Source organism: Prosthecobacter sp. GW821-HT29F12, from assembly GCF_058803405.1.
Map to the genome: position 1 here is coordinate 3,294,965 of NZ_CM179517.1, position 24,620 is coordinate 3,319,584.

20 protein-coding genes are annotated in these 24,620 nt (G+C 61.7%); 13 read left to right on the forward strand and 7 right to left on the reverse strand.

The features are described 5' to 3' along the window. Nucleotides 1–31 precede the first annotated feature (31 nt). Both AC3RLQ_RS13590 and msrB read left to right on the forward strand, forming a co-directional pair. Nucleotides 32–2,551, forward strand: a complete 2,520-nt coding sequence (locus AC3RLQ_RS13590) for an SUMF1/EgtB/PvdO family nonheme iron enzyme (RefSeq protein WP_493037905.1) — start codon at nt 32–34, stop codon at nt 2,549–2,551. A 63-nt stretch (nt 2,552–2,614) separates the two neighbouring features. Then, on the forward strand, nt 2,615–3,208 hold the full coding sequence (msrB, locus tag AC3RLQ_RS13595) for a peptide-methionine (R)-S-oxide reductase MsrB (RefSeq protein WP_487680703.1): 594 nt from the start codon (nt 2,615–2,617) through the stop codon (nt 3,206–3,208). Between the two features lie 407 nt (nt 3,209–3,615). Here the strand turns inward: msrB and AC3RLQ_RS13600 are convergent, their stop codons facing one another. Next, nucleotides 3,616–4,143: a DUF5069 domain-containing protein gene (locus AC3RLQ_RS13600; RefSeq protein WP_493037908.1), complete on the reverse strand. Its 528-nt coding sequence runs from the start codon at nt 4,141–4,143 to the stop codon at nt 3,616–3,618. A 98-nt stretch (nt 4,144–4,241) separates the two neighbouring features. Between AC3RLQ_RS13600 and AC3RLQ_RS13605 the strand changes: the two genes are divergently transcribed. The 6 genes from AC3RLQ_RS13605 (at nt 4,242) to AC3RLQ_RS13630 (ending at nt 14,013) form a co-directional block, all read left to right on the forward strand. After that, nucleotides 4,242–4,916 (forward strand): RNA polymerase sigma factor, encoded by a 675-nt coding sequence (locus AC3RLQ_RS13605; protein WP_493037910.1) that lies wholly within the window; start codon nt 4,242–4,244, stop codon nt 4,914–4,916. A gap of 69 nt (nt 4,917–4,985) precedes the next feature. Further along, nucleotides 4,986–8,501: a PVC-type heme-binding CxxCH protein gene (locus AC3RLQ_RS13610; protein ID WP_493037912.1), complete on the forward strand. Its 3,516-nt coding sequence runs from the start codon at nt 4,986–4,988 to the stop codon at nt 8,499–8,501. 46 nt (nt 8,502–8,547) lie between these two features. After that, complete coding sequence (locus AC3RLQ_RS13615) at nt 8,548–8,760, forward strand: hypothetical protein (RefSeq protein ID WP_493037914.1); 213 nt, start codon at nt 8,548–8,550, stop codon at nt 8,758–8,760. Nucleotides 8,761–8,820: 60 nt separating this feature from the next. Continuing rightward, on the forward strand, nt 8,821–9,741 hold the full coding sequence (locus AC3RLQ_RS13620) for an alpha/beta hydrolase (RefSeq protein WP_493037916.1): 921 nt from the start codon (nt 8,821–8,823) through the stop codon (nt 9,739–9,741). A gap of 455 nt (nt 9,742–10,196) precedes the next feature. Beyond that, nucleotides 10,197–11,333, forward strand: a complete 1,137-nt coding sequence (locus AC3RLQ_RS13625) for an aminotransferase class V-fold PLP-dependent enzyme (protein ID WP_493037918.1) — start codon at nt 10,197–10,199, stop codon at nt 11,331–11,333. Nucleotides 11,334–11,421: 88 nt separating this feature from the next. Beyond that, entirely contained in the window at nt 11,422–14,013 is a 2,592-nt protein-coding gene (locus AC3RLQ_RS13630; protein ID WP_493037920.1) for a VWA domain-containing protein, read from the forward strand. Nucleotides 14,014–14,111: 98 nt separating this feature from the next. Here the strand turns inward: AC3RLQ_RS13630 and AC3RLQ_RS13635 are convergent, their stop codons facing one another. Together AC3RLQ_RS13635 and gpmI are read right to left on the reverse strand one after the other, a co-directional pair. Next, the gene (locus tag AC3RLQ_RS13635) at nt 14,112–14,450 is read right to left on the reverse strand and encodes a low molecular weight protein tyrosine phosphatase family protein (RefSeq protein WP_493037922.1); all 339 of its coding nucleotides are present in this window, start codon (nt 14,448–14,450) and stop codon (nt 14,112–14,114) included. A gap of 10 nt (nt 14,451–14,460) precedes the next feature. Further along, nucleotides 14,461–16,011 carry a 2,3-bisphosphoglycerate-independent phosphoglycerate mutase gene (gpmI, locus tag AC3RLQ_RS13640; RefSeq protein WP_493037924.1) on the reverse strand — a complete coding sequence of 517 codons (1,551 nt, stop codon included), beginning with the start codon at nt 16,009–16,011 and terminating at the stop codon, nt 14,461–14,463. 213 nt (nt 16,012–16,224) lie between these two features. Between gpmI and AC3RLQ_RS13645 the strand changes: the two genes are divergently transcribed. After that, a complete protein-coding gene (locus tag AC3RLQ_RS13645; RefSeq protein ID WP_493037926.1) occupies nt 16,225–17,646 on the forward strand; it encodes an N-acetylmuramoyl-L-alanine amidase family protein in 1,422 nt (473 codons plus the stop codon). A 17-nt stretch (nt 17,647–17,663) separates the two neighbouring features. Here the strand turns inward: AC3RLQ_RS13645 and AC3RLQ_RS13650 are convergent, their stop codons facing one another. Both AC3RLQ_RS13650 and ribD read right to left on the reverse strand, forming a co-directional pair. Further along, the gene (locus AC3RLQ_RS13650; protein ID WP_493037928.1) at nt 17,664–18,215 is read right to left on the reverse strand and encodes a D-glycero-alpha-D-manno-heptose-1,7-bisphosphate 7-phosphatase; all 552 of its coding nucleotides are present in this window, start codon (nt 18,213–18,215) and stop codon (nt 17,664–17,666) included. A 93-nt stretch (nt 18,216–18,308) separates the two neighbouring features. After that, nucleotides 18,309–19,373 carry a bifunctional diaminohydroxyphosphoribosylaminopyrimidine deaminase/5-amino-6-(5-phosphoribosylamino)uracil reductase RibD gene (gene ribD / locus AC3RLQ_RS13655; RefSeq protein ID WP_493037930.1) on the reverse strand — a complete coding sequence of 355 codons (1,065 nt, stop codon included), beginning with the start codon at nt 19,371–19,373 and terminating at the stop codon, nt 18,309–18,311. A gap of 135 nt (nt 19,374–19,508) precedes the next feature. On the opposite strand from ribD, the gene AC3RLQ_RS13660 reads away from it, so the two are divergent. The 3 genes from AC3RLQ_RS13660 to AC3RLQ_RS13670 all read left to right on the forward strand — a co-directional run bounded on the left by AC3RLQ_RS13660 (nt 19,509) and on the right by AC3RLQ_RS13670 (nt 22,593). Next, nucleotides 19,509–20,504, forward strand: a complete 996-nt coding sequence (locus AC3RLQ_RS13660; RefSeq protein WP_493037932.1) for a type II secretion system F family protein — start codon at nt 19,509–19,511, stop codon at nt 20,502–20,504. 134 nt (nt 20,505–20,638) lie between these two features. After that, nucleotides 20,639–21,745: a recombinase RecA gene (gene recA / locus AC3RLQ_RS13665; protein ID WP_493037934.1), complete on the forward strand. Its 1,107-nt coding sequence runs from the start codon at nt 20,639–20,641 to the stop codon at nt 21,743–21,745. Nucleotides 21,746–22,185: 440 nt separating this feature from the next. Continuing rightward, a complete protein-coding gene (locus AC3RLQ_RS13670; RefSeq protein ID WP_493037936.1) occupies nt 22,186–22,593 on the forward strand; it encodes a hypothetical protein in 408 nt (135 codons plus the stop codon). Between the two features lie 5 nt (nt 22,594–22,598). Here AC3RLQ_RS13670 and AC3RLQ_RS13675 read toward each other — a convergent pair whose 3' ends face one another. Next, complete coding sequence (locus tag AC3RLQ_RS13675; protein ID WP_493037938.1) at nt 22,599–23,069, reverse strand: RNA pyrophosphohydrolase; 471 nt, start codon at nt 23,067–23,069, stop codon at nt 22,599–22,601. Further along, nucleotides 23,066–23,539, reverse strand: a complete 474-nt coding sequence (locus AC3RLQ_RS13680; RefSeq protein ID WP_493037940.1) for a peptidoglycan endopeptidase — start codon at nt 23,537–23,539, stop codon at nt 23,066–23,068. The genes AC3RLQ_RS13675 and AC3RLQ_RS13680 overlap by 4 nt, the downstream gene beginning before the upstream one ends. A gap of 131 nt (nt 23,540–23,670) precedes the next feature. Here AC3RLQ_RS13680 and AC3RLQ_RS13685 point away from each other — a divergent pair, with 131 nt between their 5' ends. Beyond that, a complete protein-coding gene (locus AC3RLQ_RS13685) occupies nt 23,671–24,597 on the forward strand; it encodes a ThuA domain-containing protein (RefSeq protein ID WP_493037942.1) in 927 nt (308 codons plus the stop codon). Nucleotides 24,598–24,620 lie beyond the last annotated feature (23 nt).

Below are 24,620 nucleotides of genomic sequence, written 5' to 3' on the forward strand. Positions count from 1 at the left end.
GGAGACTTCCGGGCGCTGGCTTGAACGATTCATGCAGCCACCCTCCTCCCACGCCAGCTCCATGAGCGATCCAGCCGACCTGCCCGCCGAGCATACGCCTCCCCACGAGAGCGTGGATGAAGACGCCTACGCCCCCGTCCTGGATGAGGCCGCACTCGAGGCGGATTCCTTCGAGCTGCAACTGCCCGCCCCGCCCATCGCGGTGCCGACGGCCCGGGACAAGGTCAAAAGCCGCGATAAAAACGGCCCGCCTTCGCACCGGGATGACATCGTCATTCCCGACTACACGCTGCTCAAGCGCATCGGCTCCGGAGCCTATGGCGAAGTCTGGCTGGCGCAGAGCGTCACGGGCGCGCTGCGTGCCGTGAAGATCGTCTGGCGTGAGGACTTTGAACTCACCCGCACCTTCCACCGCGAGTTTCAGGGCATCCAGCAGTTCGAGCCCATTTCACGCGGGCACCCCTGCCTCGTGCACATCCTGCACGTCGGCTGGAATGAACCGCGCGGCTTTTACTACTGCGTGATGGAGCTGGCGGACGATGCCGAGGACGGCGCGCACATCAGCGACGTGAAGACCTACGTGCCGCGCACGCTGACCACGGACATGAAGCGCCACGGCCGGCTGGATCCCTTCTTCTGCCGGGATGCGGGCGTGTACATGGCCGATGCGCTGCACTACATGCACAACCACGGGCTCACGCACCGTGACATCAAGCCCTCCAACATCATCTTCGTCGGCGGCGTCTGCAAACTGGCGGACATCGGCCTCGTGGCCGCCTTTGGGGAGCGCACCTTTGTAGGCACCGAAGGCTTCGTGCCACCGGAAGGCCCCGGCACACCGCAGGCGGACATCTACAGCCTGGGCAAGGTGCTCTATGAAATGAGCAGCGGCAAAGACCGCATGGAATTCCCCGAGGTGCCGGACAATCTCTCCGACGAGGAGTGGCCCTTCTGGATCGACCTCAACCGCGTGATCTGCCAGGCCTGTGAAGCCGACCTGAGCCGCCGCTTTGCCACCGCCTCGGATTTTGCCGAAGCCTTGCAGCACGTCGGCGACATCAAACCGGAGAGCTTCGTTCGCCGTTTCAGCCGTGCCGCCATCATCACCACCCTGACCTCCTTCCTCGTGGCCAGCGGTCTGGTCATGGCGAAGCACCAGCGTGAATGGAGCTATGAAATCCCCGTGCCGGTGAAACCCCTGCCGGTGCTGCCCGCGCGCCCGCAAACACCCACTCCCACCAAAGTCTGGCAGAACCGGGAGAACCAGTGGTTCACGTACAAGCAGGACCGCCACGTCGCGGACCTGCCGCTGAATGCAGACCTCTTCCGCAAGTTCCTCGATGCCACCTACGGTGCCGCCGAGTACGAGGTCACCCCCGTCACGATGCCGGACAAAAGCACCCTGTACGCCGCCGTGATCCCGAAGGAGGAAGCTGACGCCTTTTGCTCATGGATGACCGCCTACGATCGCAAGAGCGGACACCTGGATTCTGACCACGAGTACACCTGGCGTCCGGCGGGCATTCCACAAACACCCGGCGCCTCCAAACCGAAGCCCGGCCACAGCGCCATCCGCTGTGAAATTGTGGGTGTGAAGTTCGGCAGCCTGAACATCGCCAGCACACCTTCGGGCGCGGAAGTCTTCGACGGCGAACGCCTCATGGGCCGCACCCCGCTCGCCCTGCCGAAGGTGCGCGCAGACAGCTTCAGCTACGAGATCAGCCTGCCCGGTTACAAACCGGAAGTGGCCGCAGGCAAGCTCAAGGAAGGTCAGAGCATCAGCTTCAATCTGCGCCTGAAGGCCACCGGCTCGGTGGTGTTTGGCAAGCCCTGGCAGAACAGCCTCGGCATCAAATTCGTGCCCCTCGGCAAAGCCATGCTGGCCACCATTGAAACGCGCCGCAAAGACTTCGCCGAATTCGCCAAGGCGACCAATCAGCCTCCGGTGGACGGCCGCGTGCTGGATGCCGAACCCGACCTGCCCGTCAGCATGGTGAACCGTTCTGAGGCCGAGCAGTTCTGCCGCTGGCTGACGGATCGCGAGCGCGCGCAGGGATTGCTCGAACCGGATCAGGAATACCGCCTGCCCAGCGATGATGAATGGAGCATGGCCGCCTATCTCTCGCGTGAGATCGGCAACAATCCCTCCGAACGCAGCCTGCGCATCGAAGGCATCTACCCCTGGGGCTTCATCTGGCCGCCACCCGCCAAATCCGGCAACTTCCTCGACAAAAGCGCCGACAAGACGGGCAGGATTGCCATCCCCAAATACGACGACGGCTTTGCGGGGCTCGCGCCCGTGGGCTCCTTCCGTGCAGATGGCCGTGGCCTGCATGACCTTTCCGGCAACCTCTGGGAATGGGTCTCGGATTCATGGAACACCATGCCCGATCAGGGCGTCCTGCGCGGCGGCGCCTACACCACGTCAGAGCGCCAGGAACTGCTCGCCTCCTTCCGCCGGCACGCCACCGCCACAGACCGCCATCCCGACGCCGGCTTCCGCCTGCTGCTCTGGAACATCGGCCAGCTGGCGCGTGAGGACGAAGATTGAGCCACAACTTTGTGGGAATAAGCAATCTTCGCCTCATCTCCCACGTATCAGCACACCAACGCCATGAAACTTCGCCTCGCTCTTCTTTCCGCCCTTGCCGCCGCCTTCTGCATCGCCCAGGCCGAGGACAAACCAAAAACCGACTCCAAAACCATGCCCAAACCCGAAATCGTGAAGTCTGAAAATGACTGGCAAAAAATGCTCACCCCCGAGCAGTTCCAAGTGACCCGCATGCGCGGCACCGAACGCCCCAATGGTGCGGCCTATGAAGAATTCGAGAAGCAGGGCGAAGGCACCTACTACTGCGTGTGCTGCGGCGCGGAGCTCTTCACCTCCAAGGAAAAATTCCACTCCGGCTGCGGCTGGCCTTCCTTCTATGATTCCTCCAAGGCCAAAGGCGTCCTCGAAAAAGTGGACAACAGCCACGGCATGCACCGCATCGAAACCGTGTGCAAACGCTGTGACGCCCACCTCGGCCACGTCTTCGAAGGCGAAGGCTTCAAAACCCCCACCGACCGCCGCTTCTGCATCAACGGCGTCGCCTTGAAGTTCGTCCCCAAAGGCGGCGAAGCCCCCAAGCTTCTTGAAGTCAGCTCCACCGCCGTGCAGCAGAAGAAAGACGAAGTCGCCAAAGAAGGCGGCGTGGAGAAAAAGTAAGCGGGAGCCCGCCGCGCCTCTTGTAGGACGGTCGTGGTGAAGCCCGCCCGTCCATCAGCGCACGGCAGGCTCCATGGCGAACGAACACCCTCGGAGTCGGGCGGTTTGGCGGAGAGGGCGGTGGAGCATGCCACGCTTTCGACGCCAAACACGACCGACCTACGGCCGGAGCGCCTGCCTCATCGTAGGATGGGTGTGGCGACAGCCCGCCCGTCCATCAGCGTACGGCAAACACACCGGCCTGCGAACGTTCTCGGAGTCGGGCGGTTTGGCGAAGCGTGAGATGAAACATCGGCAAGTCCTCGACGCCAAACACGGCCGACCTACGGCCGGAGCCACTCACCGGCATCAAGCCCAAGACGATGGCAAACGAAGGCGGAAATCGAGGCACCTCTGCCCGGCCATCCTCACATCTTCCCCGTCTTCACAAAGTCGATGATCTTCTGGTCATCGTCCCCTGCCGCCCACGTCACGCGTAAAAAATCAGCGGGATGCAGCCGGTGCTGCTCAAAGAACGCACGGTCTCCGCCGCAGCCGTACATCGTGTCCGGGTCCATCTCTCCGCGCAGCTTGGCGCGTGCCTTCACGATCAAACGCGGCAGCCACGGAATGCCGTCCACCGCCGCCGGCTTGGGCGGAAGGGCGCTCGGCGGCACGGTTTTCCCGGTGCGCTCGCTCTTCTGCACCACGCGGAAGTAATCCCTGCGCACCGCCGCCACCAGCAGGCTTGTCTCCAGGGTGGGGCCTTCCGCGCCATACCGGCAGTGATCATCGACAAAGTCGAAAAACTCCTGGGTCGTGTAGCCGATGTCGTCCAAAAAGGTCTTGTCCGCCTCCGTGAACCAGCTGACCGCACGGGTGTCTCCCCCAAGGTGCAGTTTGGAGCAGCGCTCGAAGAGTTCGCGGAAAGATGTGTCCCAGGTTAAGTCGCTCATAAGAATAGCTACGCATAACGACGGTGCTTTGACCGTCAAATATTCGCGCAACCAATCCGCACCTCCCGTGGTTTACATTGCGCATGACCCTCGCTAGCATGGCAGCCACACTGCCAGCCTACCTCATGCCCGAACCGGAACGGAACGCCCTCCCCCATTCACCGCCGGCAGCAGCCGACGATGCCGGGGAGTCTTCCGACCAGGAAAGCGTCCGTCTCATGCTGCGCGTCAAGGAGGGCGATGTGAAGGCCTTTGAGCAGCTTGTGGAGCTGCATCAAAACGCCGTCGTCGGCACCTGCGCCCGCATGCTGAACAACATCGAGGACGCGCACGACATCGCGCAGCAGGTCTTCATCCGCGTCTGGCGCAGCGCCCCGCGCTACGAAGTCACCGCCAAGTTCACCACCTGGCTCTTCACCATCACGCGCAACCTCGTCTTCAATGAAACCCGCCGCCGCTCCCGCCGCAAGGAGGTGAGCATGGAGCAGGAGAACGAGGACGATCCGCCGAAGTATTTCACCGATCACAGCACCCCGGGCGCCGACCACATCACCCAGCAGACCGAGCTGGAGCAGGCGCTGGACAAAGCCATCGCCTCACTGCCTGAGAAGCAGCGCATCGCCGTCGTCATGCGCCGTCATCAGGACCTGCCATACGAGGACATCTGCGCCGTCTTGAAAATGTCCCTCCCCGCCGTGAAGAGCCTCCTCTTCCGAGCTAGGACGGAACTGCGCAAACACCTCGCGGCGTATTTGGGTGAGGATGTGGACTGAGGATTTCCAGCCAGCTAATTTTTGAGGATTGAAGTTTCCCACAGGCTCAGGCGTACTCTCCGTCTTCGCATGAAACTCCTTCTGCTCGCTCTTCTCGCCCCCACGCTGCTGCTTGCCGCCCCCAAGCCGCTGTTCAACTCCAGGCTCATCACCAGCGCCACGCCGAACCACAGCGTGGACATCGATGTCTCGCTTGAGGGCGCGAAGGAGCTCTTCCTCGTCGTCACGGATGGCGGCAATGGTTTCACTGCCGACTGGGCGGACTGGGCCGAGCCACGCCTCATCCTGGCGGATGGCAGCGAGAAGAAGCTCACCGAGATCGAATGGAAATCAGCACAGACCGGCTGGAACAACGTGCGGGTGAACAGCAGCGCCGGTGGCACCGAACTGCGCAGTGCCGACAAAGCCATCGAGTACGGCATCGGCACGCATGCCAACAGCATCATCGCCTTCAATCTTCCCGCTGGCACGAAACGCTTCAAAGCCCGGGGCGCACTCGATGAAGGCGGCACCAAGCAGGGCAGCGCCAGCGTGGAGTTCCGCGTCTACACCGAGAATCCCGGGCCCATCACCGCCAGCGACAGCAGCTCCCATGATCCGGCAGATGCCGTCGATTCGCTCACCGTGCATCCCGAACTGCAGGTGCAGCTTTTTGCCAGCGAGCCCATGATGGAAAGCCCTTCCAGCATCGACATCGACGCACGTGGCCGCGTCTGGGTCTGCGAAGTGGTGAACTACCGCAAGCACCTCGGCGAACGTGCCGAGGGCGACCGCATCCTCATCCTCGAAGATACCGACGGCGACGCCAAGGCCGACAAGTCCACCGTCTTCCACCAAGGCCATGATGTGGACAGCGCCCACGGCATCTGCGTCCTCGGCAACAAAGCCCTCATCTCCTGCGGCGACGAGGTCTTCTGGCTCATCGACGACAACGGCGACGACAAGGCCGATCGCAAGGAACTCATGTTCACCAAGATCGGCGGCGCGCAGCATGACCACGGCATCCACGCCTTCCACTTCGGCCCCGATGGCCGCCTCTACTTCAATTTCGGCAACGCCGGCAAACAGCTCTGCGACAAAGACGGCAAGCTCATCACCGACATCCACGGCGTCAAATGCACCAATCAGAACAACCGCCCCTATCAGCAAGGCATGGTCTTCCGCTGCGAACTCGATGGCAGCAACGTCGAAGTCCTCGCCTGGAACTTCCGCAACAACTGGGAAGTCGCCGTGGACAGCTACGGCACGATGTGGCAGTCCGACAACGACGACGACGGCAACAAAGGCGTGCGCATCAACTACGTCATGGAGTTCGGCAACTACGGCTACTCCGACGAAATGACCGGCGCCGGATGGCAGACCCCGCGCCTCAACTGGGAAAGCGAAATCCCCCTGCGCCACTGGCACCAGAACGATCCCGGAGTCATCCCCAACCTGCTGCAAACCGGCGCCGGCAGCCCCACCGGCATGCAGGTCTATGAAGGCGATCTACTCCCCAGCATCTTCCACGGCCAGCCCCTCCACTGCGATGCCGGCCCGAACATCGTCCGCGCCTACATCACCCAGCCCGACGGTGCCGGCTACAAAGCCGAAATCGTGAACATCCTCGAAGGCACCAAAGACAAATGGTTCCGCCCCAGCGATGTGGCTGTTGCGCCCGATGGCTCCCTCATCGTGGCTGATTGGTACGATCCCGGCGTCGGTGGCCATGGCATGGGCGATGTGACGCGCGGCCGCTTGTTCCGCGTGACGACGAAAGCGGCGGAGAAGTATCAGGTGCCGAGTTTCAAGCTGGATAGCGTTGAAGGAGCCGTGGCTGCCTTGAAGTCATCGAATGAAGATCAGCGGTATCTGGCGTGGAAGAAGCTCGAAGAAATCGGCTCCGAAGCTGAGCCCGAGCTTCACAAGCTCTTCCGCGACAGCAAATCCGTCCCACAGCATCGCGCCCGTGCCCTGTGGCTGCTCACAGCTCATGAGTGGGAGCGCATTAATCCCGGTTCCGACAAACCCAACCCGCACGACCTGACCCTTCCCGAGTGCCTCACCCAAGCCCTCGCCGACACCGATCCCAACATCCGCATCACCGCCATCCGCATCGCTCGCCGTCTGCTGCAGCAAGCGCATCCCGAGATGTTGCGTGAGGTGATCGCGAAGGTCGTGGAGGACGCTTCGCCTGCGGTTCGCCGAGAAGCGGCGATTGCGCTTCGGTTTGACCAAAGCACGGATGCACGGGACCTTTGGGCAAGGATTGCCTCCCAGTCCCGGAAATACGATAAGTGGATTGTCGAAGCGCTAGGGCTCAGCAATGAAGGACGTGAAGAATCAAGGACTGCCCTGATTGGTGACTCAGGAAAACAGGATGATGATGAAATCTCTGCTGAACTCATCCTGCGTCATCGTGATCGCAGCATCCCCGGTTTTATTGCGGACCAGCTCGTGAGCAGCAGCGACTCCCAAGCAGCGCATTTCCGCAAGCAACCTCAGCGCTGCCTTCGCGCTCTCCAACTTCTGCAAACCAAATATCCCGCGGAAGTCGCCAAAGCCGCGCTGACCATCTTCCTCAAAGCCGACGCCGAAACGGCCCTCGCTTCCACCGCACTCCTCGACCGCAACGCCATCACCTCCAATCCCGAGGCCAAAGCCCACCTCGACTCCCTCCTCAAACCCGTCATCGGCAAACCGGAGTTCATCTCCCTCGTCGAGCGCCTGAACCTCACCGGCTTCGAGAAGGAACTGCTCGATTACATTGTCGCGAATCCCAATGCGCCCGAGTCCGTCAACGCCGCACGCCTCATCGCCGCGAATCGCGATGGCGCGCTGCGTTTCCTCAAGACCGCCGATGCCGCCTCCGCCAAAGCCCTCATCGCAGCGCTGGGTCGTGTGAGTGACCGCGCCTCCGTAGCCGTGCTGAACCAAGCCTTCTGGCCCGAGAAACGCGCGGACGTCCGCCACGTCATCATCGACGCTCTCTCCCTCAGCGGCGAAGGCGGACGCGCCATTCTCAAGTGGCAGAGCGAAGGCAAACTGCCCGCCGAATTCAAAGACCAGGCCGCACTGGCACTCAGCCGCAGCACCGATGTCGGAGTACGAAACGAGGCCGCCCAAGCACTCCCCTTGCCCGCCGCACAGGGTTTGGAAAACTTCCCCAAGCTGCCCGAACTCGTGAAGCTTAAGGGCGATGCCGCCAAGGGCCCGCAGATGTTCATGCAGGCCGGGTGCATTGCCTGCCACCGCGTCAAAGGCCAGTTCATCGACTTCGGCCCCGACCTCTCGCAGATCGGTGCCAAGCTCTCCGCCGAAGGCCTCTTCACCGCCATCCTCTACCCCAGCGCCGCCATCGAGCACAGCTTCGTCGGTCAGACTGTCACCACCAAGGAAGGCCAGACCATCACCGGCTATCCCATCAGTGAAACCGATGCCGAACTCACCCTGCGCATCGCCGGCGGAGCCGCCACGCCCGTCAAGAAATCCAGCATCGCCAAAAAGGAAGAGCTGAAACTCTCCCTCATGCCTCCCGGCCTCGCAGGTGCCATCGGCCCGCAGGGGCTCGCTGATCTCGTGGCGTGGCTGCAGACGCTGAAGTAGGCGAATACCTCTTTTCACGCCACGGTTTCGCCCATCATCTTCCCTCATGACGATCACCCTCACAGCTCCTGCTGAAGCACTGCTTCGTGAACAAATTGCTCAAGGCAGTTTCGCAAACATCGATTCAGCCGTTGAAGCAGCCGTTCAAACCACCTTTGGACGTCGTGCTTCCAAAGTTCTCGAAGCTCTGCTCGGCGAGGCGCTGGATCACCCTGGCCGGCGTGTACCTCTCGAAGAATTGCGTGCGCGTCATGCATGAAGACTGTTGCACCGCTATCACGCTGAAACTTTGCTCCTCCGTCAGCGTTTCAGCCCCACCATGCGCCTGCTCCTTCCCGTCCTCCTCGCCATCGCCCTGCCGCTGCATGCCCAAAAGGGCGGCAAGAACAAGCCCTTGATCAAGCTGACCGATGTCGAAGTCGCGACGAAGGAGATCGTCTATAAAACCACGCCGCAGGGCGAGCTGAAGCTCCATGTGTTCTCGCCGAAGGGCGAGGTGCAGGCCGCAGTACTCCGGCCTTGCGCGGTGTTTTTCTTTGGCGGGGGCTGGAAGAGCGGGTCATATCTGCAATTCGTGCCGCAGGCGGAATACCTGGCCAGCCGAGGCATCGTCGCCATCAGCGCGGATTACCGCATTCTCAATGTCCACAAGACGACGCCGGACAAAGCGGTGGAAGATGCCAAGAGCGCCATCCGCTGGGTGCGGGGGCATGCCACGGAGCTTGGCATCGATCCCACCAAGGTCATCGCGGGCGGCGGCTCTGCGGGCGGACACCTAGCTGCCTGCACGGCGCTGGTTTCGGCCTATGATGCGGAGTCGGATGACAAGAGCATCTCCGCCAAACCAAATGCCATGGTGCTGTTCAATCCGGCCATGAACATCGCCACGCTCTTCAAGCAGCGCGCCACCGGCGAAGGCCCGATGACGCTGGAAATGGCGGAGGCCATCACCCCCAACAGCTTCGTCAGCAAGGATACCCCGCCCGCCATTCTCTTCTTTGGCACCGCCGACAAGCTCAAGGAAGGTGGCGATGAGTATGTGAAGAAGGCCGCCTCACTGGGCGTGCGCGCCGAGATGTGGTCCGCAGCGGACATGCCGCATGGCTTTTTCAACAAGGAGCCCTGGATTCAAGTCACCGCGAAGAAGATGGACGAGTTCCTCACCTCCCTCGGCTACCTCGGCGGAGAGCCCTCGATCAAGCTGCCCGAAAACGCGCCCGCTCTGAAGCAGGAGAAGTGAGAAATGAGAAGCCAATAATGAACAGAGAGGTTCGGTTTGCCGCAGAACATTTTCTTCGGATGGAAATAGGCCAGGCAGCCGCGGGTGTCGTAGGACGGTCGTGGCGAAGCCCGCCCGTCTATCAGCGCATTGTCGGCCCCGTGGCGTACGCACGTCCTCGCAGTCGGGCGGTTTGGCGGAGGATGTGACAGAGCATCGGAAAGTCCTGCACGCCAAACACGACCGACCTACGGCCGGAACGCCGCGTAGTTCGCCTGCGTGAGAACCTGTCTGCCGCAGCAGAAATGCCAGACCTGCTTTCAAAGAAGCCGGGCATGAGACGAAGGTGCCATGTGCCTTTCCAATGCCACGGAGCTGAAAGCCATCCACATCGGTCTTCGGCTGTCCCGGACAGTTCAGTGAATTCAGCCTCTCCCCACGCGAAAAAAACGGCGCGAGCGACGTTTCTTCCCTGCATGCTCACTGAATCTTCCCGCGCCGCCGATTTCCCCAGCCTCAAAGGCATTCATTACCTCAACACCGCCGCCGAGAGCATCCCGCCTCTCTGTGTGAATGAAGCCGTGGCCGAGTACATGCACCACAAGTCGCTCGGCATGCGCGGGCGCGATTTCCATTTCCCACGTGTGGAAGACTGCCGCGAGATCACCGCCCGGCACCTCGGCCTCAGCACAGATGAAGTCTCCTTCTGCTCCTGCAGTTCGGAAGCCTACAACCTCCTCGCCAACGCGCTGCAACTGACACCGAAGGACGAAGTCATCGTCACCGATCTCGATTTCCCGGCTGGTGCCACTCCCTGGCTCACCGCGCCGGAGGCTTCACGCCCCGTCACACGCCTTTGGAAAAATCGTGAAGGCGCCTTGGACCTCACCGATCTCGCCGCGCTGCTCAATGATCGCACCGCCCTCGTGCAGGTCAGCCTCGTGAGCTTCTACAACGGCCACCGCATCCCCTTCGCCCCGCTGCGCGACATGATCCGCAAGCTCGCGCCTCAGGCGGTCATCTCCGTAGATGTGACTCAGGCGCTGGGCCGCGTCGCGCTTGATTGCCAGGACGCAGACATCATGATTTCCAGCACGCACAAATGGACCCTCGGCATCCATGGCGGGGGCGTCATCGGCATTCCAAAAAAATCCGCCGCGCGGCTCACCACCACTGCCGGTGGCTGGTACCACATCGCGAACGCCTTTGATGCCGATCGTTTTGAAAGCGCCCGCATCAAGCCCGGCGCACTGAGCTTCTCCGTCGGCATGCCCAGCTTTGCCGCACTGTATGCCCTGAATGCCTCGCTGCGCTATCTTGAAGCCGTGGGCATGGACAAGATCATCGCCCATGCCGATCCGCTCGTCGCCCGTGTGCATGCCGGATTGAAGGAGCTGGGCCTCACCGCACTCAGCGCCGCGCAGCCCGGCTGCTCCAGCGGCATCGTGGCTTTCAAACACGAAAACACCGCCGCCATCAATGAGGCCCTGCTCGCGCAAAACATCCACGTCATGCATCAGGTGGGCCGCATCCGCATCGCCGTGCATGGCTACACCACCGCCGAGGACATCGAAAAACTGCTGACTACGCTGCGCTCTGCCATCGGAGGTTAGGCCTCCGGCCTGACAACGGATCGAGGCGTCCCGCCTTTTTTCCGGACACCCCTTGCCCTGACAGTCAGCAAGCCTATCCTCCGAGACCTTGGACTGGGAATCGCCAAAACTCCTTCTGCTCATCCTGCCCGCAGTCGCTCTGCTGCTGTGGATCGAATCGCGCTCATCGCATCCCATGACCGGACTGCGGAAACGCCTGCTGCTGGTCACCCGCGCCATCGGCGTGATGCTCGCCATCGCCGCGCTCGCCGGACCGGCGCGCGTGAAGCAGACGGGGCGCAAGGCGCTCGGCATCATCGTGGATGCCAGCCAGAGCATGGGCGAAGAAGGTTTGAGCAAATCCCTCGCCGAAGCCGCCCGCATTCGTTCGGGACTCGGCAGCGGGATTGATTCCTTTGTCGTGCAACTCGGCTCGCAGCCCGAGCTCCTGCCCGCAGGCAGCACGCCCGCCATGCAGGCCGCATGGCAAAAAGAAAACGGTGGCGACAGCCATTACGCCGCCGCCGTGGAGTACGCGGAAGCTCTGTTTCCACCCGGTGCCAGCCGCAACGTCCTCATCATTGGCGATGGCCATGAAACGCGCGGCAGCCTGCTGGATGCGGCACGTGAAGCGGCTGTCTCCGGCATCAAACTGCACGCGCTGCCCGTGGCGGGCCCGAATCGCCCAGATGCACGCCTGCTGTCGCTCACGCCGAATCGCACACGCCTGTTTGAAGGAGCCAGCCTGAGTTTGAGGGCGGCCTTTGAGAGCACCATCGCAGACACCGGCACCCTGAAGCTCTACGAAAACGGCATCGAAGTGGAAAAGCGCCCCGTTACGCTCAAACCCGGAGCCACGCAGGAGGTCGTCTTCAATCGCACCCCATCCACGCGCAACACCTTCCAATACCGCGCAGTGCTGGAAGGGATCGCTGGCGACACGCTGCCCGGCAATGACAGCGCCCTCGCCATCGTGGATGTGCGCGGACGTCTGCGACTGCTCTACATCGAATCCGACGCCGCCGAAGGCCGCTACCTCATGCAGGCCATGGAAAAGGAAGGCATCGAGCTGGACATGCGTCAGCCGGGCAATCTCGCGATCACGTTTGAAATGCTCGGCGGCTACGATGGCGTCATCCTGTCCGACGTTCCTGCGCACCAGCTTGGCGAGCCGCTCATGAATGCGCTGCGCGATTACGTCGATAAACTCGGCGGCGGCCTCATCATGCTCGGCGGTCCGGGTTCCTTCGGCGTGGGTGGGTACTATCGCACCCCCATTGAAGAAGCGCTGCCCGTGCGGCTCAAGGCCCCCGACGAAGAAGAAAAGCAAAGCGCCGCCGTCGCCATCGTGCTGGATCGCTCAGGTTCCATGGCCGGAGAAAAACTCGAGATGGCCAAGAGCGCCGCCATCGCCACGGCGGAAGTGCTCGGCCACAACGACTCCCTCGGCGTGTGGGCCTTTGACTCGGAGGCCCACGTCGTCGCGCCGATGACGCGGCTGACCTCCACGAATGCCGTGTCCGGTCAGATCGCCGCCATCGCCTCAGGTGGCGGCACCAATCTGCTGCCAGCCTTTCAGCTCGGGCGCGAAGCTCTGCTGCGCACGAAGGCCCGCGTGAAGCACATGATCATCCTCACCGATGGCCAGACCGCAGGCTCCGGCTACGAACAACTTGCCACGCAGTGCCGTGGCGAAGGCCTGACGATTTCCACCGTCGCCATCGGCGAAGGCTCGCACGTGGCTCTGCTGCAGGCCATCGCCTCCAGCGGCGGCGGGCAGTCGTATTCGACGATGGATGCAAGCAGCATCACCCGCATCTTCACGCAGGACACCCTCATGCACACCGGCCGCATGATCCGTGAGGAGCCCTTCACGCCTGAGCTGAAGGAAAAAGATCCCATCCTCGCCGGCTTTGAAAAGTGGGATTCGCCCGAGCTGCTCGGTTACGTGAAAACCACACGCCGCACTTCGGCGCAGGTGCCGCTCGTCACTGAAACAGGAGATCCCCTGCTCGCGCACTGGCGCTTCGGTCTCGGCAAGGCCACCGCCTTCACCTCGGATGCGAAGAGCCGCTGGGCCTCGCTGTGGATCGCACGCTGGAGCGGCTACGGCCGCTTCTGGTCCCAGGTGCTGCGTGAAACCGCCCGCGCCCCACAGGGTCGCCTCATGGATCTCTCCGCACGCATGGAAGGCGATGACGCACGCATCAGTGTCGATCTCCTCGCCGACGCCGGCACCCGCGCGAACAACGCCACCGTCGCCGCCGAGGTGTTTCACGTGGCGGCAGATGCTCTGGGTGCACCTCTGAAAGCCGTGCAAAAACTGACGCTGCGACAGGATGCGCCGGGCACGTATGTCACAGACTTCAAACCCACGCAGGCCGGCGTGTATCTCATCCGCGCTCAAGTAGGTGCCGAGATGGTCACCACCGGCCTCATTCACAATCCCTCCACCGAAGCCAGCCTCGGCACCGTGAACGAGGAACTGCTGAAGGAAGCCGCGCGCATCACCGGCGGCGATTACCTCACCGACACCAAACGCCTGCCCAATCTCGAAACGACCAAGGCCGTGCAGTATGAGGAACTCTGGCCTTCTCTTCTTCTCGCCCTGCTGACGATCTTCCTCATCGACATCGCCATCCGTCGCTGGGAACACGTGGTGAGTTTGTGGCAGCTCTTGCCGCAGAGGAAGGCGGCGTGATACAGCAGCCATCTCGCTCCGCGAGATGAGTCCAAGCGCCTGCAAAGTACTCGTGAGCTTTAGCTCACTCTGGAAGGCGCGGAGTTTCCCAGAGTGAGCTAAAGCTCACGAGTACTTTCCTCCAGCAGCAGCTCCACCCGCTCCCGAATCAACGCCACCAGCTCCGGGTTCATGAATGTGTAATCATCCGGGATGTCGAGCACATCGATGTGCAAATCACGCACGATCTCAGGAAACTGCTCCCGCAGCCGCTGTTTGTGCGTGTGCTCCATCACCATCACACGATCCGCCCACCTCAGCAGCTTTTCAGAGACACGACAGCGTGCGGAAGCGCTGGTACCAGCGCTGCGCACTTCCACACGCGGATCGTTTTGATACACCTTCTCCGCCGTCGGGCTGCGCCATTGGTTGCGGGAGCAGAGGAAGAGAAGGCGCATGATTCAAACATCACTTCTTCACCAGCAGGCTCTTCCCGGTCATCTCAGCCGAGGGCTTCACGCCGAGCATGTCGAGCAGCGTTGGGGCGATGTCGGCGAGCTTGCCGTTGGCGACGGTGTAGCTGTTCGCATCGGCGGCGACGTAGATGCCGTGCACGAGATTCGTCGTGTGCGCGGTGTTGGGTGATCCATCCGGATTGCGCATGAGCTCACAGTTGCCGTGGTCGGCGGTGATGAAGAGCTTGCCACCGAGTTCGAGGACCTTCTGCACGATGAGGCGCACGCCGAGATCGATGGTCTCACAGGCGTGGACGCCTGCTTCGACGACGCCGGTATGGCCCACCATGTCGGGGTTGGCGTAGTTCATGATGACGAGGTCGTAGCTTTCCAGACGGCGCATCACTTCAAACGTGAGATCCGGCGCGCTCATCTGCGGCTTCTTGTCGTAGGTGGGCACTTCCTTCGGGCTGATCGCGAGGTAGCGGTCTTCACCGGGATTCGGCTCTTCGACACCGCTGTTGAAGAAGAAGGTCACATGCGGGTACTTCTCCGTCTCCGCAGCACGAAGCTGGGTCAGGCCGGCAGCGGCCACCACCTGGCCGAGGTTGTTGCTCAGGCTCTCAGGAGCAAAGATCACGCGGGCACCGAGGTCGGTGTAAGTGGCGTCGTATTCGGTGAGGGTGTAATAACCAGTCTTCGGAGTGACTTCGCGGTCGAAGCCGTTGAAGTCCGCTTTCAGGAAAGCCTCGCTGAGCTGACGGGCGCGGTCGGCGCGGAAGTTGAACCACAGGATAACATCGCCATCGCGGATGCGCTGCTCATTGGCGTTGGAGAAAATCATGGGCTGCATGAATTCATCCCCGCGCGGGTCTTTCGGATACGCGGCCTGCACGGCAGCGCTGGGCAGATCCGTGCGGACTTCGCCACGGCCCAAGACGATGGCATCCCAGGCGAGCTTGTTGCGCTCCCAGCGCTTGTCACGGTCCATGGCGTAGTAGCGGCCAATGACCGTGGCGATTTTAGCTCCGCTCGGAGCCAGGTCTTTTTCGAGCTTGGCCATATAAGCAGCACCACCCGTCGGGGAGGTGTCGCGGCCATCAGTGATGGCATGGACCATGAGATCGCTCACGCCTGCAGCCTTGGCGGCATTGCACAGGGCGGCCAGATGGTCCTGATGCGAATGCACGCCGCCATCACTGATCAGGCCGAGGAAGTGAAGACGCTTGCCCTTGGCTTTTTCAAAGGCCTCCACGAGCACCGGCATCGAGGCCAGTTCGCCATCGCGGATGCATTTGTTGATGCGGGTGAGGTCCTGATAGACCACACGGCCTGCGCCGAGATTCAGGTGCCCCACTTCGCTGTTGCCCATCTGGCCGTCAGGCAGGCCCACGTCCTCGCCGCTGGCGCTGACGGTGCCCATCGGGTAGGTGGAGTAAAGGTGGTCGTGGAAGGGGGTGCGGGCCAGCAGGGTGGCATCGCCATTGGCTACGGCTTGGGCTTTGCCGCCGGGGTTGATGCCCCAGCCGTCACGGATAATCAGAACAACAGGTTTTTTGGTCATAGCTACTGGGTCAATGGGTCAAAGCGGCGGCTCCGTCAAGGGCGGGGTCGCGGTGGCGGGGGCCAGCCAAGGCTGAAAGCACCCTTTTGACCATCTTAAGCATTTCTTGGCAAATCCTAACCACCCCCGGCCCGGCTCGTCAGATCGTTTGCGCTCCGCCCCGTCTCAGGGTATAAAGGCCCGCCTTTCTCCGTTATAGCCGTCATTCCATTCATGACTTCCGGACCGCACTCCCAACTCCCCAAGGCCCTCGTCGCCACCCTCGCTCTTGCACTTGCATCGGCCTCGTTCGACGTGGCCCATGCAGAAGATGCGAAGCCGGGCTTTTTCAAGAAGCTCTTCGGCGGCGGCGGCAAGACCGAAACGCCCCCTCCAGCTCCTGAGCCGGAGAAAAAACCGGCGGCCAAGCCGAAGCCAGAGCCGGAAAAAACGGCCACCAAGAAGTCTACGAGCAGCAAACCGCCACGCGTCATCATCACCACGACCGGCGGCAAGAAGGTGGAGATCGGCAAAAAAACCGCTCCTGCCAAGACCGTTGCGAAAACAGAGACTCCCAAGCCCAAGGAAGAGCCAATCAAGGACGTCACGAAATCATCCGCCTCCAAGGACAACGAAGCCCCGATGAAGGGCGAGTTCAAAGAAGACGATGACGACAAGCCCTCCAGCTCGGAGAAGTCCAAAGCCGTCGAAGTCCTTCCCGCCAATGGTGGCTGGGAGATCGTGAAGATCGGCGGGCGTGACTACGTGACGGCGGAGAGCATCCGGAATTTCTACAACCCCGTCTATGGCTTTACCACCTTCCGGACGCAGGGCACACACTTCTGGCTCGGCTCGTCAAAGCTCATCCTCAAGGCGCAGATCGGCTCGCAGGAGATGCTGATCAACAACATCAAGTTCATCCTCAGCTTTCCGGTGATGGAGTACAACGGCAAGGTGCTCTTCTCACGCCTCGATCTGTGCAAGCTGATCGACCCCGTGCTCTACCCCAGCCACATCCAGAACGCCGAGTTCTTCGACACCGTCGTGGTCGATGCCGGCCATGGCGGCCATGACGCCGGAGCGCGTGGCATTTACGGCTACGAAAAAGACTTCGCCCTGAAGATGGCCATGTCCGTGCGCGCGGCCCTGATGCAGCGCGGCTTCAAGGTGATCCTGACACGCGCCAACGACACCTTCATCACCCTCGGCGGGCGCGTGGCCATCGCCAACCAGACACCAAAGAGCATCTTCCTCAGCTTCCACTTCAACTCCGGCGGCGCTGCCGCCACCGGCATCGAAACCTGGGCGCTCACGCCGCAGAGCGCCGCCGCCACGATCAGCCGCGGAGGCGGTTACAACGTCAACGGCGTCACCGGCAACAAGCAGGATTCCGCCAACATCGCCCTCGCCACCGCTGTTCATGCCAGCGTCATCAGCCGCTTCAAGTTCGTCGATCGCGGCATCAAGCGTGCGCAGTGGAGTGTGCTCACCGGCTGCAAACGCCCCGGCATCTTGTTTGAAGGCGGCTTCGTCACCAACGGCGCCGAATGCCAGCTCGTCGCCTCGGACACGTATCGCCAGCAGGTCTCAGCCGCCATCGGCGACGCCGTGCTGAACTACCGCAAGGCGCTCGAATCAGCCATGGTCAAGCGCTGAGCCGGAAGGGTAATCCTTCAGACCAGTGGCAGCTTTTTCCGCAGCAGCGCGGTCAACTCCGTCGTCTCCGCCAGTGTGAAATCCGCCTTCACCTTGGGTTCATGATGGCTCAAAATGCGAACCGTGCGTGGCACACCTGCATTGATGGCCATTTGAATGTCGCGGTCATGATCACCCACCAGCCAGCTGCGGCTCAGATCGATTCCGTGCTCATCACGCGCGCGGAAAATCATCTCCGCGCTCGGCTTGCGGCAGGTGCAGGTGCCCGCCAGATGTGTGCAGGCATAGATGCCATCCAGTGAAGCATCATGCGGGGCCAGTTCGCTTTGCATGTGCGCATGCAGATCGTCGAGAGTCTCCTGAGTCATCAGCCCTTTGCCCACGCCCTGCTGGCTCGTCACCAGAATCGTCGCATAGCCGCGTTCATGGCAGAGCGCCAGCGCCTCGATGATGCCCGGTGCAAAGTGAAAGTCCTCCCAGCGCAGCACATAGCCGTCCCCCGGGGAGACATTGACGACACCATCGCGGTCAAAAAAAACAGCGGGACGAAGAGGCGGAAGAGTGGGCATGAGCCGCACGCATAGCCGCACTGCACGGACAAGGAAACTGCTCTTTGCTGCAGCCGCAATGAGCAGCAGCCGCAATGAGCAGCAGCCGGCTTTTTATTCCTGCATCTCTCCCGGCCACACCGGGAAGCCGTGGAAGCAGACGTTGTCCCCCATGGGGCGGACGGTGACGTCTTTCAGCTCAATGGAGGCGGGCAAAGCAGGACCAGCGATGGAGGGACGGCCACCACCGCAAAGACGCGGAGCAATATACCAGTAGACCTCATCGACCAGCTGATCGCGGAAGGCATTGCCAAGAATGATGCCACCGCCCTCGATGAGGACGGAAAGCACGCCGTGTTTCCCCAGAATGGCAAGTGCTTCAGGCAGATCCTTGCCATGCATGATGACCGTGCGGTCCTTGAACTCATCCGTAAAAATCTGGGAGTGCTGGGGAATGTCTCCGCTGCGGGTGAGAACGACGCGCCAGGGCTGCAGCTTGCCGCTGCCGGCGCTGCCATCTCGCAGCGTGAGCTGGGGGTTGTCTTTGCGGATGGTCTCAGCACCCACAAGGATGGCGTCCACCCGCATGCGCAGTCTGCGGCCGTGGGCGCGGGCGGCATCGTTGGTGATCAGTGAGCTCTCCCCCGCTGGACGAGTGATGCGGCCATCCAGGCTCTGCCCGGCCTTGGCAATGACGTAAGGGATGCCGGTGGTGATCCATTTGGCAAAGGGGCGGATGATCGCCCGGCACTCTTCATCGAGCACTCCAGCGGTGACCTCGATGCCCGCAAGCATGAAGATGCTGCGGGACTGCTCGCGATGGCTGGGATTGGGATCATGCGCACCGAAGACCACGCGCTTGATGCCTGCGGCCTTGATCGCTTCGGTGCAGGGCGGTGTTTTGCCCTGCGTGCAGCAGGGTTCGAGTGTGACGTAGATCGTGGAACCGCGCAGCAGCTTGGGGTTTAATTTTTGCGCATCGCGGATGGCCTCCACCTCGGCATGCGGCTCTCCCGCCTTGTGGTGGTAGCCGCGACCGATGACTTTTTCCTGTGCGACAATGACGGCACCCACGGGCGGATTGGGGCTGGTGAGACCGACGCCAAGCTGGGCCTGGTCGAGGGCGAGGTGCATCCAGTGCTGGTCGGGCGTTTCTTTATGAGCGATGGGCGGCGGCATGAAGGGTCCGCATGATAGGCGATGAAACGAACCTGAGAAGCAATAAGAGTGTCACACAATGGGAACCGTCCCGGGGGTCTTGAAGCTTTTTGTACTCGCTGTCACGGACGCGCTGGCGTTAGTTTGACACCGCCGATGAAACTCTCCGAAAAAGCCCTGCTGTATCGCGAACTGGCCAAGCTGGTGGGGGCCAACTTTCATCTGGACCGCTCTCTCGAACTGCTGCTCAAGCAGCAGCCTTCCCATGCGCGCCGTACCTGGCTGCAGGGCCTGCAACTCGGCCTGAAAGAGGGCAAGAGCGTCGCGGCCTCCATCACCGAGCATTGCGGTGCATTTTCAGACGCCCTGGAGTTTGCCCTGATCGACGCCGGAGAGCGCAGCGGACGCCTGGGGGATGCCTTCAGCCATCTGTCGCGCTACTTCGAAGCTTGGAACATGGCGGTGAAGCAGGCCATCGGGGCGATGATTTATCCTCTGATCCTCGCGCATCTGGGCATCGTGCTGCCAGAGCTGCCGACCATGGTCACATCCACGATGGAGGACAAACCCTACTCGCTGGGGGGCGTCTTCATGCCGCTGGCCATCCTTTGGCTGATACTGCTGTCCCTCTTCCTGATCTGGCGCTGGCTCTCGCGGCTGGGCGCGGAATCGGCGGCGGTGGATCGCGGGCTCGGGTACATCCCGCTGATCGGTAGTGCGCGCCGGCACTGGGCGCTGGCACGTTTTTCTCAAGTGTTCCACGCCTGCCTGCTGGCCTCCATGCGGATGACGGAGTCCATGCAGCTCGCGGGCAGCGCCTCCCACAGCGGCCTGCTGCGCCATGCCGCGAAGGATGCCGCCCAGCGCATCGCCGCAGGAGAAACGATCGCCGGGGCCATGGCGGACGTGCATGGCTTCCCCATGGTCTTTGTACATGGCATCGCCACGGCGGAAGAAGCCGGAACCCTGGACCACGAGATGAACCGCTGGGCCGCTGCGGAGACCATCGAAGCCGGAGATGCCGTGCAGCGTGCCGCGCAGTGGCTGCCGAAGATCGCCTATGCATTCGTCGTCATGTATGTGGCCTACCGCATCATCACCATGATGAGCGGCTTTTACGGCGGCATGCAGCAGCAGCTCGACAACCTTTGAGGCGGATCACCGCTTTTGGCACCTTTGGGCGACAATATTCGCTGCTTAAGGACGAAAAGTGCTTTACGGCCTGCTTTAAATGCGCTTTCTGTTCGCCCGAACAGCTTTTTATTACACACTGAACACCCACGATTATGGCCAGAGCACCCAAAGAAACTTCCGAAACTTCCGCAGCCAAACCCGACAAGCTTGCCGAAGCACGCGGTCGCAATCTCGACCTGGCCATCCAGCAGATCCAAAAAGACTACGGTGAAGGTGCCATCCTCCGCATGGGCGGCGAAGGCGTGAAGTCGGACATCACCGTCATCCCCACCGGCAATCTGCTCATCGATCAGGCGCTCGGCACCGGCGGCTTCCCCCGTGGTCGCGTGGTGGAAATCTACGGCCCTGAATCCTCCGGTAAAACCACCCTCACCCTCACGGTCATCGCCCAGGCCCAGAAGACCGGCGGTCTTGCAGCCTTCATTGACGTGGAGCATGCCCTCGATCCCGCCTACGCCCGCCGCCTTGGCGTCAAGATGGACGAACTGCTCGTCTCACAGCCCAGCTCCGGTGAAGAAGCCCTGCGCATCTGCGAAACCCTCGTCCGCTCCAACGCGCTCGACGTCATCGTCATCGACTCCGTGGCCGCGCTCGTCACCCGTCAGGAACTCGAAGGCGAAATCGGCGACTCCACCGTCGGCGCTCAGGCCCGCCTCATGAGCGCCGCCCTGCGCAAACTGACCGCCATCATCGCCAAGGCGCGCACCTGCTGCATCTTCACCAACCAGATTCGTGAAAAGATCGGCGTCATGTTCGGCAACCCCGAAACCACCCCTGGCGGCAAGGCCCTCAAATTCTACGCCAGCGTGCGCGTGGACATCCGCCGCATCGGCGCCATCAAGACCACCGACGGCACCGTCACCGGCAACCGCACCAAGGTCAAAGTAGTGAAGAACAAGCTGGCCCCTCCCTACACCGAGGCCGAGTTCGACATCATGTACAATGAGGGCATCTCCAATGTCGGCTCACTGCTCGATCTCGCAATGGATTACGAAATCCTGCAAAAGCGTGGCTCATGGATCAGCTACAAAGGCACCCAGCTCGCCCAAGGCCGCGATGCTGCCAAGGAAGTCCTCCGCAACGATGCGACCGTTTATGCCGAGATCGAAGCCGCCGTGAAGGCCAAGCAGGCCGAAAAATCCGCCGGCTCAGAGAAAGGCTCTGCCGCCAAAGGCGCCTCCGCACCTGACGACGAATAATACCACCATTCATTGAAAAACGGGTCTATTTCGGAGCCGATGAAAGTTCGGCTCTGAAAAGAGACTTTGTTTTGAGTTGGAGCCTTCAAGGCAAATCGGGCAGCCAATGCTTGCATGCCCGCCATTCGTAGGATGGGTGTGGCGACAGCCCGCCCGTCCATCAGCGTTCCGCAAACATCGGGGTGTGCGAGCACCCTCGTGGTCGGACGGTTTGGCGGAGGGAGTTGTGAAGCGAAGAAGCGGTTGCGACGCCAAACACATCCAACCTACGACCGGAGCACCGCGCTACCCGTGCACAAACCTGTTCAGCCCCGTTTTCACTGGCTCGTGGTATAAACTTGCTCCGGCGCGGGCGTGCAAGCCCCCCCCGCGTTCGCGGCCATCGTCGTTTGACTTTTCCCGCCCCGTGCGCCTCTTTTTGCGGTCGTTCCGCGAATCGTATGGCTAAGCACGGCCAGCAACAGCAGGAAACCTCCGCGAACCCGAATCACTCGGTCGGCGGGGGCGGGCAGACTGTCGTCGAGCTCAGCGAAATCACTTCCTGCGGCCTCGTGTTCTGGTCACGCCAGCGTTTTGATCTGGGAGCCGAAGTCCAGGTACGCATCCAGCGCTCCGCCCTGACGCCCGCGATGCTCGCCATGACCACATCAGACTCGAAGTGGGTCATGCTCAAATGCCTCGTGGTCGCCAGCACTCCGCAGCGGCGCACGGACGGCTCCTACGGCTTCAAAGTCTCCCTTCTGGTGGTGCAGGCAGCGGACGACATCACCCCCGCCCCCATGCACCGGTCCATGATGCCTTGGTTCGTTCCGCCCCTGAGCGGTCTGCGGCGCTTCGGGTTGAATTGAAGCCCTCAGGCCAGCTCGATGCCAAAGAAGTCCATCATCACCTGCCGATAGACCCGGCGTTTAAACTTGGGCACCCAGTCCATCTGAAACTCCGACGGCTTGATCCACTTGAACCCCGCGAACTCGCGATGCGTGGCATCCAGATTGAAATCGGTGTCTGCGCCGTTGAAGCGGCACAAAAAGTAGGCCTGCTCCTGACCGCCGTAGATGCCGTACTTCAGCCTCCCCTTGGCAAAAGCATAGCGGTAGCCGTCCCGTCGTTGGATGATCTGCAGCAGTTCGCGCTTCACGCCGATCTCCTCCTCCAGTTCACGAAACAGCGCCGTCTCCGCATCCTCCCCCTCATCAATGCCGCCCTGGGGAAACTGCCAGGCGCCTTTGATGTTGATGCGCTCCGCCACAAAGATGTCGCCGTTCTCCCGCTGCAAAATCGCGGCGACGTTCGGACGGTAAACGATGGCTTCGACGGGAATCATAGGCCGGAAGGATGGCGCATGGTGTAGCCTTTTGTGGGCCGTGAGCGGCTGCTCCAGCGGGGGCCGTCGCTGTCCGCATCACTGTAGCCTGTGTCCAGCCGCAGTCCGGCCACTTCCAGAAAGACGTGCCCTTTGCGCGCATAGACGGTGATCCACTTGCCGTGTCCGCTGCTTCCATAACTGCGGAAGGCCCCGGACACCGTGGGTGCATTGAGCTTGCCTGCGGCATGCAGCACATACGAAGTCGTGCCGGAGCAGTCATACGCGCTGTCTTCAAAGTGCCTGTGCCCGCCACCACGGCGGTAGGGCTTGGTGCAGATGTGATTGCCGGCAGAGATCGCCCGCAGCACGGCCGCAGGCGCGTTGGCCGGTGGCACGGCCCTGCCGCCGATGATGACGGCCGTCTTTCCCGGGGCATACTTGTATTCCCAGCGCGATCCCGCGCTGGAGCCGCACTGGCAGAGAAGCACACAAAGTGGCAGAGGTAGCAAAAGTAAAAGAAAGCGCATCAGTCGTGCCATCGTATTCGGCCCGGTGGAAATGACAAGGCGTGCAACACTGCCTTGCCTTGTTTTCAAAAACCCGCCAGAATCCGCCCCTCATGATCAAAAAACTCGCCGCTCCCTTGATGCTGGCCGCCGCCGCCTGCGTCGTGGCCTTTTCCGCGCCCGCCCCCAAGCACAAGATTCTCTTCTTCTCCAAGTCCAGCGGCTTTGAGCACAGCGTCATCTCCTGGAAAAACGGCCAGCCCAGCTATGCCGAAAAGATGCTGCTGGAGCTCGGTGCCAAGAACGGCTGGGAGTTCGAATTCTCCAAGGACGGCTCCAAATTCAGCAAGGACTACCTGGCCCAGTTTGATGCTGTGTTCTTCTACACCACCGGTGATCTCTGCAGCGAAGGCACCGACAAGCAGCCGCCCATGACCAAAGAAGGCAAACAAGCCCTCTTCGACTACGTCAAAAGCGGCAAGGGCTTCATCGGCACGCATTCCGCCAGCGACACCTTCCACACCGACAACGAATCGCAGAAAGGCCCTGAACGTTACCTGAACCACGGCGAAAAAGCGGACGCCTACGTTCACTTCCTCGGCGCCGAGTTCATCAAGCACGGCAAGCAGCAGGATGCCAAGAACACCGTCACCGACCCCAAGTTCCCCGGCTTCGAAAAAGTCGGCGCGACCTACGGCTTCATGGAGGAGTGGTACTCGCTCAAGGACTTCAATTCCGACATCCACGTGCTCAGCGTCATCGACGCCCCTGCCATGGAAGGCAAAGAATACGAGCGCCCCGCCTACCCCAGCACCTGGGCACGCAAAGAAGGTGCCGGCCGAGTCTGGTACACCGCCATGGGCCACCGCGAAGACGTCTGGACCAATCCCACCTTCCAGGAAATCCTCATCGGCGGCGTGAAGTGGGCGCTGGGCGATGTCCAGGCCGACGTCCCACCAAACCTCAAAGAAACCGCTCCCGGCGCGATGACCAATCCTCCCTACGTCGCCCCACCGCCGCCAAAGCCTGCCAAAAAGTAGTCCAGTTGCGCCGCAACTGGAGC